General features: G+C 45.6%; 15 protein-coding genes. 13 read left to right on the top strand and 2 right to left on the bottom strand.

All coding sequences use genetic code 11. The features are described 5' to 3' along the window. Positions 1–61 precede the first annotated feature (61 nt). Positions 62–1,264, bottom strand: a complete 1,203-nt coding sequence (nifS, locus tag ACL6C3_RS10415) for a cysteine desulfurase NifS (protein ID WP_413167100.1) — start codon at positions 1,262–1,264, stop codon at positions 62–64. Between the two features lie 281 nt (positions 1,265–1,545). Then, on the bottom strand, positions 1,546–3,006 hold the full coding sequence (nifB, locus tag ACL6C3_RS10420) for a nitrogenase cofactor biosynthesis protein NifB (RefSeq protein WP_413167101.1): 1,461 nt from the start codon (positions 3,004–3,006) through the stop codon (positions 1,546–1,548). A gap of 1,200 nt (positions 3,007–4,206) precedes the next feature. On the opposite strand from nifB, the gene cysE reads away from it, so the two are divergent. From cysE to glmU, 13 genes are all read left to right on the top strand, one after another. Beyond that, complete coding sequence (cysE, locus tag ACL6C3_RS10425; RefSeq protein ID WP_413167102.1) at positions 4,207–5,010, top strand: serine O-acetyltransferase; 804 nt, start codon at positions 4,207–4,209, stop codon at positions 5,008–5,010. A 59-nt stretch (positions 5,011–5,069) separates the two neighbouring features. Beyond that, positions 5,070–5,366 carry an Asr1405/Asl0597 family protein gene (locus ACL6C3_RS10430; protein ID WP_413167103.1) on the top strand — a complete coding sequence of 99 codons (297 nt, stop codon included), beginning with the start codon at positions 5,070–5,072 and terminating at the stop codon, positions 5,364–5,366. 861 nt (positions 5,367–6,227) lie between these two features. Further along, the gene (locus ACL6C3_RS10435; protein ID WP_413167104.1) at positions 6,228–6,440 is read left to right on the top strand and encodes a DUF2949 domain-containing protein; all 213 of its coding nucleotides are present in this window, start codon (positions 6,228–6,230) and stop codon (positions 6,438–6,440) included. A 286-nt stretch (positions 6,441–6,726) separates the two neighbouring features. Further along, complete coding sequence (nifV, locus tag ACL6C3_RS10440) at positions 6,727–7,860, top strand: homocitrate synthase (protein ID WP_413167105.1); 1,134 nt, start codon at positions 6,727–6,729, stop codon at positions 7,858–7,860. Then, positions 7,847–8,113: a nitrogen fixation protein NifZ gene (locus ACL6C3_RS10445; protein WP_413167106.1), complete on the top strand. Its 267-nt coding sequence runs from the start codon at positions 7,847–7,849 to the stop codon at positions 8,111–8,113. Before nifV ends, ACL6C3_RS10445 begins: the two co-directional genes overlap by 14 nt. A 167-nt stretch (positions 8,114–8,280) precedes the next feature. Beyond that, positions 8,281–8,481 (top strand): putative nitrogen fixation protein NifT, encoded by a 201-nt coding sequence (gene nifT / locus ACL6C3_RS10450; RefSeq protein WP_413167107.1) that lies wholly within the window; start codon positions 8,281–8,283, stop codon positions 8,479–8,481. Between the two features lie 415 nt (positions 8,482–8,896). Further along, the gene (locus ACL6C3_RS10455; RefSeq protein ID WP_413167108.1) at positions 8,897–9,553 is read left to right on the top strand and encodes a CBS domain-containing protein; all 657 of its coding nucleotides are present in this window, start codon (positions 8,897–8,899) and stop codon (positions 9,551–9,553) included. A 196-nt stretch (positions 9,554–9,749) separates the two neighbouring features. Next, positions 9,750–10,157 (top strand): hypothetical protein, encoded by a 408-nt coding sequence (locus ACL6C3_RS10460; RefSeq protein ID WP_413167109.1) that lies wholly within the window; start codon positions 9,750–9,752, stop codon positions 10,155–10,157. A gap of 79 nt (positions 10,158–10,236) precedes the next feature. Further along, positions 10,237–10,788: a flavodoxin gene (locus ACL6C3_RS10465; RefSeq protein ID WP_413167110.1), complete on the top strand. Its 552-nt coding sequence runs from the start codon at positions 10,237–10,239 to the stop codon at positions 10,786–10,788. Positions 10,789–10,868: 80 nt separating this feature from the next. Continuing rightward, positions 10,869–11,162 carry a ferredoxin III, nif-specific gene (fdxB, locus tag ACL6C3_RS10470; RefSeq protein ID WP_413167111.1) on the top strand — a complete coding sequence of 98 codons (294 nt, stop codon included), beginning with the start codon at positions 10,869–10,871 and terminating at the stop codon, positions 11,160–11,162. A gap of 155 nt (positions 11,163–11,317) precedes the next feature. Continuing rightward, entirely contained in the window at positions 11,318–12,283 is a 966-nt protein-coding gene (gene cysK, locus ACL6C3_RS10475) for a cysteine synthase A (RefSeq protein ID WP_413167112.1), read from the top strand. A 261-nt stretch (positions 12,284–12,544) separates the two neighbouring features. Then, positions 12,545–13,456, top strand: a complete 912-nt coding sequence (locus ACL6C3_RS10480; protein WP_413167113.1) for a tRNA (5-methylaminomethyl-2-thiouridine)(34)-methyltransferase MnmD — start codon at positions 12,545–12,547, stop codon at positions 13,454–13,456. A gap of 100 nt (positions 13,457–13,556) precedes the next feature. Then, the gene (gene glmU, locus ACL6C3_RS10485; RefSeq protein ID WP_413167114.1) at positions 13,557–14,960 is read left to right on the top strand and encodes a bifunctional UDP-N-acetylglucosamine diphosphorylase/glucosamine-1-phosphate N-acetyltransferase GlmU; all 1,404 of its coding nucleotides are present in this window, start codon (positions 13,557–13,559) and stop codon (positions 14,958–14,960) included. Positions 14,961–14,997 lie beyond the last annotated feature (37 nt).

The following is a 14,997-nucleotide window of genomic DNA, read 5'->3' on the forward strand; positions in this document are numbered from 1 at the left end:
AGGCAAGAGGCAAGAGGCAAGAGGCGGGCATTGTTCCCTGTTTCCTGTCCCCTGTCACTTCTTAGGCTAACGCCGTAGCCTTTTCTTGCTCTTGCAACCATTCGGCGTCGTCGCTGTTGAACGGAGACATCGCCCGTAAACGTTCAACCACTTGTGGCATTACCTCTAACACCCGATCAATTTCAGCTTCGGTTGTGTAGCGAGAGAGTGAAAAACGAATTGATCCATGTAGGACACTATAAGGAAGTCCCAAGGCTCGTAAAACGTGAGATGGTTCTAGAGAACCCGAAGTACAAGCCGAACCGGAGGAGGCACAGATGCCAAACTGGTTCAGTGATAAGAGTATCGCTTCTCCCTCGATATACTTAAAGCCAATATTGGTGGTGTTGGGTAAACGTTTTGTGGGATGGCCGTTAACAACAGTATTGGGAATGCGGCTGAGGATACCTTTTTCCAGGCGATCGCGAAGGCGCTTCTCTTGTTCAATCTCAGCCAAATGCGCTTCGGCCAATTCCGCCGCCTTGCCGAGAGCAACAATTCCCGGAACATTTTCCGTACCGCCCCGACGACCCCGTTCTTGGTGTCCGCCAATCATAAACGGACGGAAGCGAACACCGCGACGAACATAGAGCGCTCCAATGCCTTTCGGTGCGTGGATTTTATGACCCGATAAGGTCAACATATCGATGGTGCTGGTTTTCATGTTGAGGGGGACTTTACCCACCGCCTGCACCGCATCGACATGAAAGATCGCGCCTTTTTCTTTAACGATCCGGCCAATTTCCTCAATGGGGAAAATCACACCGGTTTCGTTGTTGGCATACATGACGCTGACAACAGCAGTATTGCCGGTCAGAGCCGCTTCGAGTTCGTGTAAGTCAATTAAACCTTGATCGTCAACGGAAAGATAAGTAACGCTGTAGCCTTCTTTCTCCAAGCGCTTGCACAAATTCAGAACCGCCGGATGTTCAACAACAGTAGTGATAATGTGCCGTTTGTTGGGTTGGGCGGTCAGAGCGGCGCGAATGGCTGCATTATCTCCTTCGGTACCACAACTGGTAAAAACAATTTCAGAATCTTCTGCCCCCAAAAGGGAAGCAACTTGAAGTCTGGCTTGTTTAACCGCCCGTCCGACTTGTCCTCCGAAGGTGTGCATACTGGAGGGATTTCCGAAATAGGTGGTCAAGTAAGGGAGCATGGCCTCAATGACCGCTGGATCAACTTGGGTTGTGGCGTTGTTGTCAAGATAAATACAGTCTTTCATTACCCTCTCCGTGGTGACAGTGAGCCGTTTTTTCTCGTGCCGTTATCCGTTTTTTCGTTTAGTATCCGTTTTCAGGGAGTTATCAATCGGTGTTGATCGGCTGTGGTCTTTGGGTAAGTCCAGGCTCGATCGCAATAGATAGGGTATAAGCCATAACTCGACTCCTGATAACGATAGGTAACGGCACTGTACGGCATGAGATCATTCAAGATGGGGGTGGAGATCGAAAACAAGGTCGCCGGGTATTTTTTTCGGGTTAACTCCGACCGTCCCCCCTGTTATTAGTTCTTTACCGTTTCTGCCTTTTCGATGTACTGCTCGTAGAAATCTAGAGCAACTTTATCAATCGTGTCGTAAGCTTCAAAGGTTTCAATTCCGGCTTCGAGCAACTCTTTTTTGGGGCAATCGCCAATCTTAGAAACCAGTACCCCTTTACAGTCAGCGATGGTTTTAATGATATTCTCTAGGGTTGCGTCTTCGCCGTATCCACCTTGACAGAAATGATCAATTTTGCGGTGTCCGACAAAAGTAGCTTGGGTGCCATCTACTTCATAAATTTGGAACTCTTTAGCATGGCCGAAGTGCTGGTTAACTAACCCGCTGCCTTTTGTGGCGACCGCAACCAAAATCTTGGGTTGATCTTTGGCGGGTTGCTTTTTGGCGTTTTGTTGCTCTTTGGCTGCTTTGAGTTGTTCGCGGAAAGTCTCAATGCCGGCGTGAACTTCCTGGCGTTGTTCGAGGTTGTATTCCTCGGGCATTTCCATGAATTTATCTTTGGTAAATTCTTGGCTGCGGTCTTCTCCGAGAAGTCCAACGGCATCGGCGCGACATTGACGACAGTGGCGCATCAACTTCAGACCATCTGCACAGTTGTCTTGCAGAGTTTTCAGTTCTTTCGGTGTCGGTCCCCGCTGTCCGGTTAATCCGAAGTGGGTGCCGTGTTCGGGAGCGGAAATCAAGGGCATAATATTGTGGAGGAATGCCCCTTTGGAACGAACGACTTCGTGAACTTCTTGGAGGTGTTCGTCGTTGATTCCCGGAATCATTACCGAGTTAACTTTGCAGAGGATATCGGCTTCTCTGAGGGCGTCTAATCCTTCCATTTGACGTTCGTGGAGGATTCTGACCCCTTCAATGCCCCGATAGCGACGGCGGCGGTAGTGAACCCAAGGATAAATCTTTTCGCCGATTTCCGGGTCAACCATGTTGATGGTGATGGTGACGTGATCGATATTTAATGCTTTAATGCGATCGATGTAATCGGGTAGCATTAATCCGTTGGTAGACAAGCAGAGTTTGATATCTGGGGCTTTGTCTGCGATGAGTTCAAAGGTGCGGAAGGTTTTTTCCGGGTTCGCCAACGGATCGCCAGGACCAGCAATTCCCAAGACCGTCATTTGAGGAATTTTACCTGCAACCACCAGGACTTTGTGCGCCGCTTCTTCTGGGGTGAGGAGTTCGCTAACAACTCCGGGACGGCTTTCGTTTGCACAGTCGTATTTACGATTACAGTAGTTGCACTGAATGTTACAAGCGGGCGCAACGGCAACGTGCATCCGGGCGTAGTGATGATGGGCTTGTTCGCTGTAACAGGGGTGCTTCTCAATACGCTCTAATAGCTTTTCATCTGTGATGTTCTGAGGAGAAGAATCACAGCCACAGTTTCCAGATTTTTTGGTGGAAACCGGAGAGGGGGTAGCGGTCTGAGTGTCGAGTGTCAGAGTGCCTTTAGGATGTAACATTGAATTCCGTAAATAAGTGAGAAGGACTTTGAGATCAATCAAAAGGAACGGAAAAATCGGAAAACAACCTTAGTCGGTCGTTGTGAGTGAGCATCGAGAATCGGCTAAAAACTAGCCTCGATCTACTCCGAGGAGTATTTTCCGTATTCGCTATCCGTTTCTTTGGAATTCATCATGCTTGTCATGATGAGGATAAGCCACCCCGCACCTTCACTCGAAGGAATTTGGGGAACAAGAAACTAGAAAAGAGCAAACTGAACACTTATCAAAATAATATGCTTTTGAGTTAGCTATCATTGGTGAGTCAGTTGCTTTTTCTGATTCTCCTCACTTGAAGTTTTCGGACTCATCCCGCGCTGTGGGCAATTCCAAATTCCGCGCCTCCAGTAATGGTCGTACTTGTTTTTCAGCGTTAAAAACTTTATACCATTGGGGCAACTAGACGCCTTGAATTCGGCATCCGGTTCAGGTTTATTGGATTAGTTAAGGATGTACTCACCCTCTCAAAGTTAGAGAGAATCAGGGTAAAATATTTTTTCTAGGGTGGGGTTCTAGTATTTTTTAGGTTGGGTTCTAGTCTTTTTCAACCCACCGAGGGGTATTTCTGTACTCACCCTCAAGCCTTGAATTCATCAGGGCTTGACGCTATTATTTCCTTTAAATCTACTCCCGCTGAAAGTGTACTCATCCCCCTAAAAAAAACTGGAGTAAGCCTCTCAAGCTCCCCCAGTGCTGTCACGGAATTCAATTCTGTATCTAAGTTAACATTTTTCTAAAGGGGGGTTTGATATACGTGTCTATGCCCTCAAAATTTTCCACCTCAAAAAGCTGGAAACCTAGAACTATCAAAGACTTCATGGGTGGGTATCCCCCAGATTTTTGAGTTCACCTCGGATCGGGTAAAATTTTCCCCTCAAAATTCCCTTTAAACTCTTAGTCCGCTTACACTTGAGGGTGAGGCTGAAAATACTCATTCCCCTACCCATAAATACCCTAACCCCTCTGCAAAAATATCAGCCCCCCACCCCAAAAAAATTTTTCCAGACCCTTGAAAGTGTTTTGTACTCTATTATTAAATGATTTGAGTACAGCTTTAACTAATCAAATAAATCTAACTGGGTTGCTGCACAGTGGGAGGAAGTAAGTTACTTGGTATAAGCAGTAGAAACGAAACCTGTTCTAATTGACTCACGGAATCTGATGCTACAGCCCATCACACTCAGAGAACGTCGAAGACGGGAGACACACCAGCCAGAAAAGACTTCATCGAGTCCTGCGGTAAGTTGTCCCCCCACTGCGTCAACCCCATTCGTCAAAGGGTCAAAGTCTCGGACTTCCCGGACTCTGACTGAGGGATTAAACGCTCTTTGGAATGATTTCCAAATTGTTTTTGAACGAGATCCCGCCGCTCGCAATTGGTTAGAGGTGCTTTGCTGCTATCCGGGTTTACACGCTTTGGCGATTTACCGGATCGCCCACTGGATGCACAATCGTCATTTTCCCTTCTTCCCTCGATTTTTATCCCATTTAGGACGGTTTTTCACCGGTATTGAAATTCATCCCGGTGCAACCATCGGTAAGGGAGTTTTTATCGATCATGGCATGGGAGTTGTAGTCGGTGAGACAGCAATCATCGGTGATTATTGTTTAATCTATCAAAATGCAACTCTCGGAGGCACGGGAAAAGAAAGCGGTAAACGCCATCCGACCTTAGGCAATAATGTGATCGTCGGAGCCGGAGCCAAAGTTTTAGGCAATATCACCATTGGCAATCATGTGCGTGTGGGTGCTGGTTCGATAGTTCTCAATGATGTTCCCGATGACTGCACTGTAGTTGGAATCCCCGGTCGCGTGATTTCTCGTTCCGGTCGGGGTTGTCCGTTAGAACATGGTAAACTTCCCGATGTGGAAGCGAAGCTGATTCGGACTTTACTCGATCGCATTGAACAATTGGAAGAACAAGTTCAACAAATTCGTCACTACGAAGTGGGAATTCGCAATTGATCGCTGGATCTTGATTTTTTGATGAATGCGTCCTGAAGTTTCGGAGTAAGCCTCACACCATGTTTGAATCTTCTTATCCTAGTGCTGTCATTAGTCCGGTTGCTGTTCTCGATGGCGATCGCTGGATCGTTTATCGTCGCTTACAAGAGTTGATGATTCCCTGCTGGTGTCCTTCTGATGGACGGCTGTGGGTGGAAATTCAGCATAGCAACCAGGCTATTCTACTCAGAAGTGTTATCCAACAGTTTATGGCTTCTCGGCCTGAATTAGTGGATTGGTTACACCGCTGTTGGGAAACGGATATTTCTCCCCAAGGAGTTCAAAATTACGAGTTTCACGGAGAATTAGAACGTTAAGTGGGAAAATTGAAAAACAGGAGCGGTGATTTGACTGACCAGTCACTCCGGTATTGCCTCACCAATTCTTGTTACTCTGGCTGAGGATGCGCGGGTTTTTTGATTGTTTCTAATTTCCCTCCGTTTTCAATTTTTCCCATCTAGCTTCTTTCTCTGGGAAACCAATCTTGTTTCGCTCTTGACTCAAGTTTTCACTCTCTAGAAGGTTATGAGTTTAGAGCAACGGGCTAAAAATTTAACCCCGTTCCCGATATTTTCTCAACAGTCAAAAATTCAATTCTTTGGGTCAATTTCTTACCCAATTTCTCCAGGTTTCGCTTTGAAGGCAAGGTTACAAGTTCTACACGCAGGGGAAATTTATCAGACCGGACTGGGTTTCAATCTTTGAGTTTTCACAGGCCTCTTAACACGGTTCGCGATCGCCAAATCAAATTATTACTTGTAAGTTTCGCGCGCGCCAAAGATTGAATACTGCTCTCGATCGACTTCAGGGTTCAAGATCTTCTCAATCTTCACCCCGATCTGAAGGCTCGAAGGTTTAGCGATTAAGGTTTTCTCTACAGTTTATTCTCCAACTCCTTTTTGTAGAGAAAAATTCAATTCTCCATTCATGCAATGACTGAAAGATTGATCTTAATCCATAATACCTTCACGATCGCGATCGCAACCGAGCAACAGTCATGTTAATGATTTCAAGCCTTCAGATCGCCTTGATAAGGGCTTGAACGGAGTCTGTGCGATGAACCGGAAAGGGAAAACATGAATACCTGAGAAAAGTTTCCTCAAGACTTAATCAGTTTCATTGTTAACCCTTTCCCCATTTTCCCAATTCCCAGACCAAACCTCAACTGAAGTGCTGTCATGGAACACAATTCTAATTTTACGGAATTCTGCCGATTTTTACAGGATGAACTGGCTGTTTCTCACGATGAGTTAACCGTTGTCATCCAACGCAGAAAACAATCAACCGATCCGCTGCCGATGCTGCTTTGGCAATACGGATTTATCTCGATCTCTCAACTTCAGAAAATATTTGATTGGCTAAAAAACAAGCCCCAATTTGATTTCTCGTGAACAAACCGCAACAACAAAACTCAAACCGCAGACAGCAGGAAAGGGACAAGGTAACTCGGAAATAAACAGACAACGAGGCTTCAACTAAACGCTATGCCTAAAACCAACAGATGCGCTGACTGTCCATCCTCAATCCCGAACCCCTACATCCCTGCATCAATCCTCGCTTATTTTGGGGAAATCGTCAAACCCAACGGGGAATGATTGAAAACGCTGCGAGTTGTCAAAGTGCAACGTCCGCGTGCATTATGCCAAATCTGTTTCTCAATTGTGGGGAAGTCTAGCCATGAATGAAATTTCAATCAATGATACAACCTTGCGCGATGGCGAACAAGCGGCCGGCGTCGCTTTCACGGTCGAAGAAAAAGTCGCTCTGGCGTCTTTGATGGATGCGATTGGCGTCCAGGAGTTAGAGGTTGGTATCCCAGCGATGGGAAGTGAAGAAGCCCGTGCTATTTCCGCAATAGTAAATCTTGACTTGCGGACTTCACTGATTGGCTGGAACCGAGCGGTACGCTCTGATATTGAAGCGTCTATCGCCTGTGGTCTTAAACGGGTTCACATTTCTATCCCTGTTTCTGAGATTCAGATAGCAGCGAAATTTCAGGGAAATTATCAGGCGGTTTTACAGCGACTTCGAGACGCGGTGGAATTTGCCGTTGACCGGGGGTTATACGTTGCTGTCGGTGGCGAAGATTCTTCGCGAGCGTCTGAAGCTTTTCTGCTGGATGTGGCTCTGTCTGTTCAAGAGTGGGGCGCAAGTCGTTTTCGTTTTTGCGATACTGTGGGCATTCTTGACCCGCTCAAAACTAGCCAAAAAGTCGCCAATTTAGTCGGTGTGTTGTCTATTCCGGTGGAGATGCACACTCACAATGATTTTGGCTTGGCAACGGCTAATGCGCTATCCGGGTTGCAGGCGGGGGCGACTTCGGTGAATACCACCGTTAACGGCTTGGGCGAACGGGCCGGAAATGCGGCGCTCGAAGAAGTGGTGATGGCTCTTAAGCAAATGTACGGGGTTAATCTCGGGATTGATACTCGGCGTTTGCGGGAACTTTCGGGCTGTGTGGCTCGGGCTTCGGGTTTCTCGGTCCCGCCTTGGAAGGCGATTGTCGGTGAAAATGCTTTTGCTCACGAGGCGGGTATTCATGCTCACGGTATTTTAAAGAATCCCAACACTTACGAACCTTTTGCACCCGAGGAGGTGGGTTGGGAACGTCGTTTGGTTGTGGGGAAACATTCGGGACGACATTTGGTTTCGACTGTCCTGCAACAAAATGGCATTACGTTAACCACAGAAGAAATTGCAACGGTTTTAGAAGCGGTGCGAAATCTTTCTGTGCAGTTTAAACGCAGTTTAACTGTGGAAGAATTGTTAAATTTAGTACCACAAAGGAGGATTGCTCATGGGGTTAGTTAGAGTTGATGAAGTTGAAATTAATGACCCGCCGAAGTACGACCTTGAACAAAAGGTTAGGGTGAAGAAAATGATTCGCAATGATGGCACTTTTCCGGGGAAAGAACTCGGAGAAAATTTGGTCAAAAAAGGCGAGGAGGGTTATATTGTAAGTATCGGTACTTATTTGCAAGCTTATTACATCTATGCCGTGCATTTTTTGGAAAGAAATGTTATTGTAGGATGTAGGGCAAAAGAATTAGAATCGGCCGAGTAAAGTTTTGATGAAAAGATTGTGAAGACTCTACAGTGTACGATTTCACAATCTTTAATTCCAGTTTTGTAGGTTGTCAGTCAGTGTGAGCGGGTAGATTGAATCTTAATCTCTGTCTACTTGGGAACCCTTTAACCTACGATTCAATACAAAATAAAGGAGGTTTTACGATGAAAGTGATGTTGCGTAAAAATGCCGCCGGAAATCTATCGGCTTACGTTCCCAAGAAAGATTTAGAAGAAGATGTGGTAGAAGAAAAAATGGGTGAAGATGGCAAAATTTTTGTCCTGGCTAATGGTTGGGAATTGATGTTCCCGCAATTGGAAGAACCCTTTGATTTACCGTTAACCGCAGAAGCAAAAAAACTGTAATTGAAGGCAATCATGCAAAAGGCCAGGAGTTCAGTAGGGGCGGGTTCGGCAAGAATTCATACTTCCCAGCGATAACTGACATAAACCCGCCCCGGAGTTCAAGAGTCACCGAAAAAACTCTTGTCTGTTGCCTATTGCCTGTAGCAAGATTGCCTATTGCCTAAAAAGATTTGAGCGCGTGACAGGCTCCATTTGTAGAATTTAAACATTGTACAAGTGTTGCTGAACGTTGATGTAAAACCTGCGGGTTGAGAAGACTTCAGAATCCCTGCTTTGAGAATAAAATTCTTGAGGTAACAGGGAAAAATCCCATCAGCAAATTAATCTAAAGTTGATGTGGGGCTGTCATCAAAAAGAAGGCGGGAAACTCAAGAGAGATGTTTATTTCCTATTGAGTTTTTAAGGAGTTGGAGTAATGTTAAAGGCATCTGACATTATGACGACAGACGTCGCCACAATTCGCGGTTCTGCAACTGTAGCCGAAGCTGTAAAGCTAATGAAATTTAAACAGTTGCGTGCATTAATTGTGGAGACTCGCACGGGTCAGGATGCTTACGGTATAGTCACCCAAAACGATGTTGTAACCAAAGTGGTGGCATACGGTAAAGATCCGGCAACAATGCGCGTGTATGAAATTATGACCAAGCCTTGCATCGTGGTTAATCCCGATCTGGGTGTCGAATATGTGGCGCGGCTGTTTGCGAACACCGGAATTCGCGTAGCACCGGTCATCCAAGGCGATCTGCTTGGGATTATTTCAGAAAGCGACATTCTCTATAAAGGCGATTTCGTTGAAAACCCGAAATTACCGTTACTGCAACGGGAATTTAAACGGGCGCTCGAAGAAGCCAATCAAATTAGCGAAAACTTCGGTGCAACCTCTGCCGAAAGCTTAAAAGCTTGGGAATTGGTTGACGAACTCGAAGCGGAAGCCGCCTATACTGAAGGCGTTAAACTGCCCGATCCAACGGCTTTCCAACAATTCTGCGATCGCTATCCGGAAGTGCTGCACGTTCGCCACGATCAGCTTGTAGCCAGCAGTGGCGGGGCTGTTCCGGCCGGCGTAAGCTAAAGAACTTGGGTTTAGGAATAAATCGCCGTTCGCGATCTTTAAGACTGTGCAGGGGGGGAGAAAAGGAAGGGTAAGTTGGGTGCATCAATCGGATTAATTCCTTCTTTTTGGCGATCGCTTCCCCCTTTGTACGATCCTCCTAAGTTCTAAAGCTATGGGGCGCGAACTGTGTTGATTATTCCTAAAACCAAGAACCATGAATGACTTAACGCGAGATCCAAATCCTCAACGAATTTCCGACCCTTTGGTTTCTGAAGGGTTAGCGCATCAACAATTGGAAAACGCCTGTCGTCAACAGATTTATGCGGCTTCTGTGCGTCAATCAAATTTACGAGAAAACAGCACCGTTCTGTCCGAGGAAAAGGGTTCAGTTGCAACATTATTCGCTCAATGCGAGTGGAATGTTAACCAGATCGCAAACACAAATACATTGGCAATTCAATGCCCGGATTTAAACTCAAACTTGCTCGTTTTTGAGAAAGTGATGCGTTTTGCGGGGGCGTTGAAAGCGTTTGCAATTAGTAAAGTGCGTGTCTGTTGTCCGACGAACCCAGAAACACCTTTGGAAGTTCGAGTTGATGATTTTTCGGTCAATCGAGATTGAGCGGTTGCCGGATGAATTGTTAAATCTGTTGGGTCAGTTTGTTCTGTCCAAAAACCCATACTGTTAGGAGACTTGTATTATGGCTAAGATTGCTATTTTCTACGGTTCTACATCCGGTGTAACTGAAGAAATCGCAACCGCATTGCGGGATAAGTTGGGTGAAGATCTGTGCGATCTTTACAGCATGGAAGAGGATTTCGACGAATACAGCCAATTGCTGGAGTACGATTATTTGCTCCTCGGCTGTTCCACTTGGGGAGCGGGCGAAGTGCAGAATGATTGGCGAGATCCATTGTTTGAAATGGAATTGGACAAGCCGGATTTTTCCGGTAAAACGATCGCTCTATTTGGCCCCGGAGATTATGTCAGTCACGGTATGCACTTTGTAGGTGCTTTGGGCGTGATGTATGACATCTTTACCAAACTGGGTGCAACGGTTGTCGGGGCGGTATCGACGGATGACTATACCTTTGAGCATTCTACTGCGATTCGGGATGGTTTATTTGTCGGATTACCTCTCGACGAAATTAACGAAAGCGAAAAGACGGATGAACGTCTCAATCGCTGGATTGAAATACTGCGTCCCCATTTTCCGATTGAAGATCGGGTTTTGGCGGGTACAAGCGCCTAGAACAAATCTTCAATTGGTTTGCTGAGAACACTTCCTTTAAGGATATCTGACTGACGACCTTTGTTAGGAGAACACACATCATGGTTGCAACATTAACGAGCGTTACCAAGAGCGGTAAAACTTGGGAACCTAAATTTGTGGAGTCGATCGATCAAGAAGATTGTTTAGGCTGCGGTCGATGCTTCAAAGTCTGCGGTTTCAACGTTTTGGGCTTGATTGCTCTCAACGAAGATGGCGAAGTTGTCGATGAAGACGAAGATGAAATTGAACGCAAAGTAATGAATATTGAGCATCCTGAAAATTGCGTTGGCTGTCAGGCTTGCTCGCGGATTTGTCCGAAAAAATGTTATACTCATGCTACGGTAGCCGTTTAAGACGTAGCGATACAATATCCTAACAGTTATTGGTGAACAGTGGGCGGTTAAGTAATAATGGTAAAACTAGAGTTTATCACCGTTCACTGTTTTCTGCACAGAATATTGATTTTTATTGTGCAGACTGTTAACTTTTAGCACCTGGAGTTATAACGATGCGTGTCGCTCATAATATCACCGAATTGGTGGGTCGGACTCCCCTCGTTCAACTTAATTCTATTCCCCAATCTGAAGGCTGTGTCGCCCAAATCCTGGTAAAATTGGAAGGGATGAACCCGGCCGCTTCTGTTAAAGACCGGATTGGCGTGAATATGATTAACGCCGCAGAACGAGATGGTTTGATTATTCCCGGTCATACAATATTAGTTGAACCGACTTCTGGAAATACTGGAATTGCCCTGGCTATGGCGGCGGCTGCGAAAGGATACCGCCTCATTTTAACTATGCCGGATACCATGAGTCTAGAGCGGCGTTCGATGTTGCGGGCTTATGGTGCCGAGTTGGAATTGACTCCCGGTTCGCAAGGGATGAAAGGCGCGATTCAAAAGGCGCAGGAGTTGACGGAAGCGATTCCCCACGCCTATATGTTACAACAGTTTAGCAACCCCGCCAACCCCGAAATTCACCGCCAAACCACTGCTAAAGAAATTTGGGAAGATACCGACGGACGGATTGATTTTTTAATTGCAGGTGTGGGAACGGGTGGTACAATTACGGGGGTTGCTGATGTGATTAAGCAATATAAACCTCAGTTTAAAGCGATCGCCGTTGAACCGACAAACAGCCCGATTTTATCCGGTGGAAATCCTGGTCCTCATAAAATTCAAGGAATTGGGGCGGGTTTTATTCCCGAAGTGTTAAAAAAAGAGTTAATTGATGAAGTTGTTCAAATTACCGATGATGAAGCGATGAATTATGGTCGCCGTTTGGCCCGAGAAGAAGGGATTTTATCGGGGATTTCGACGGGTGCGGCTTTGGCTGCGGCGATTAAAGTTGCTCAACGTCCGGAAAATGAAGGTAAACTGATTGTGATGATTCAACCGAGTTTCGGCGAACGTTATCTCAGCACGCCGATGTTCCAAGATTTGGAAGAACAAAAAGAACCGGCTTTAATTGGTTAACATCGCCCCCAAACCCCCAATTGGTGGGGGCTAAAGTTAATTAATTTTTTTACAACTGGGAACTAACTAAAAAACCCGGTTTCTCAAAGAAACCGGGTTTTTGGCTTGTACCAACGGGGAACCCGCCCCTACAAAATTGATATAGCAGTACGCGAATACGTGTTTGACATTTCTAAATCCTAAAACCCCTTCACTGTCTACTGATCCGGTGTTCCGGTGTTCCGGTGTTCCCGATTCAAGTAGCGCTATAACTGTTTATTTATGGAGAAACAAGAACATTTCACACCCCAACCTACCGCAGATGGTTCTTACACCTTCTTCTCGACAGAGTTTAATGAGTCTTTTCATAGTCAGTTTGGGGCGAAACAAGAAGCTGAACTTAAATTTGTTGAACCGTTAAATTTACGTCAACGCGCCCGAAATTCTCCCGTATTTTTGCTTGATATTTGCTACGGTTTGGGTTATAATACGGCTGCGGCATTAACAGCAATTTGGGAAACTAATCCCGATTGTAAAATCGAATTAATCGCTTTAGAACTCGATGAAACCGTGCCGAAAAGTGCGATCGCCCATCAGGTTCTAGAAAGTTATCCGGCGGAAATTGTAGAAATATTAGCGGAATTTTCAATAACTCATTCTTTCCAAAGCGATCGCTTAAATGCTAAACTGTTACTGGGAGATGCTCGAATTACGCTACAACAGGTTCGATCTTCGGGGTTCAAAGCCGACGCTGTTTTTCTCGATCCGTTTTCGCCGACCGTTTGTCCGCAACTGTGGACAGTGGAGTTTTTAAGCCTTGTCGCCCAATGCTTGAAACCGGATGGAAATTTAGCCACCTACTCTTGTTCGGCTACGGTTAGAAGCGCGTTAGTCGCCGCAGGATTAAAAATTGGTTCAACCTCTCCCGTTGGACGACGCACACCCGGAACTGTTGCGGGGTTTTCCTCTGCTGCGTTACCGGCTTTATCGACATCGGAACTCGAACATTTACAAACTCGCGCTGCCGTTCCTTATCGCGATCCGAATTTAAACGATAACGCTGAAAGTATTATACAACGCCGCTACCAAGAACAACAGTCTTCGACGTTAGAACCGACCTCTCAATGGAAAAAACGCCATCGAATCAGTCACCACCGAACCCGTCACCACCGAACCCGTGAAGACACTTTTTAATGGTGAAAATTCTGAATACTGGGCTGATCTTATGAAATTATAGTTTAATGATCTGACATCAGATCTGTAACTTGAACAACTGAAACCGAAATTTTTTTTAATGGTAGCAGTAGCAATTTTAGCAGCCGGACGGGGAACCCGCATGAAATCCGATCTCCCCAAAGTTCTACATCAATTAGGCGATCGCACACTTGTTCAGAGAGTTCTCGATAGTTGTGTGCGAGTTCAACCTTCTCGACGATTGGTTATTGTCGGTTATCGTGGCGATTTAGTCAAGGAGTCTTTACTTGAAAGCCAAAATACTGAAGATGATCCTAATGATTCTTCTCTTGAGTTTATCGAACAAACGGAACAATTGGGAACGGGTCATGCTGTTCAACAATTACTTCCGCATTTAAAAGGGTTTTCGGGTGATTTGTTAGTGTTAAATGGGGATGTACCGTTGTTGCGTCCCAACACGTTGGAAGAATTGGTTAAAATTCACCAACAAAATGGGAATGCTGCCACTATTTTAACAGCACATTTACCCAATCCGCAAGGCTACGGGCGAGTATTTTGTGATAGTCAAAACATCGTTAATCAAATTGTTGAAGAACGAGACTGTACCAATGCTCAACGCCAAAATTCTCGCATTAATGCCGGGATTTATTGTTTTAATTGGCCGCAACTTGAACAGGTTCTTCCCCAACTTACCACCAATAATGATCAAAAGGAATATTACCTCACGGATGCGGTTTTTTTCCTCAACCCGGTGATGGCGGTGGATGTGGAAGATTATCGAGAAATTCTGGGAATTAATAACCGAAAACATCTGGCAACGGCTTATCAAGTCTTGCAAGAATGGGTCAAAGATGAATGGATGGCGGAGGGTGTAACGTTACTCGATCCTGATAGTATTACGATTGATGATACTGTAAAATTAGAACCGGATGTTGTGATTGAACCTCAAACTCATCTGCGGGGAAATACAACGATTAAAACCGGGAGTCGCATCGGTCCGGGTAGCCTAATTGAAAATAGTCAAATCGGCAAAAATGTGACGGTTTTGTTTTCGGTTGTGTCCGATAGTATTGTAGCAGATGGGACTAGAATCGGCCCTTATTCCCATTTGCGAGGTCATGCAAATGTGGGGGAAAATTGCCGGATTGGTAACTTTGTGGAACTCAAGAAAACTCAACTCGGCGATCGCACAAATGTTTCCCATTTATCCTATTTGGGAGATGCAACGGTTGGCAATAAAGTTAATATTGGTGCAGGAACAATTACCGCTAATTACGATGGGGTAAACAAGCATCAAACTATTATTGGCGATCGCACAAAAACGGGTTCAAATAGTGTTTTGGTTGCGCCTATTACTTTGGGGGAAGATGTTACCGTCGCCGCAGGTTCAACGGTTACAGAAGATGTTCCCGATGATTGTTTGGCGATCGCCCGTGAACGTCAGGTGGTGAAACCGGGTTGGCGGATGAAACCTCAAAAAACAGAACCACCCAAAACCGAATAAAATTATGATAGGGGCGCAGATTTTGCGCCCTTATCTG

Source organism: Capilliphycus salinus ALCB114379, assembly GCF_047276495.1.
Taxonomy (GTDB): domain Bacteria; phylum Cyanobacteriota; class Cyanobacteriia; order Cyanobacteriales; family Microcoleaceae; genus Capilliphycus; species Capilliphycus salinus.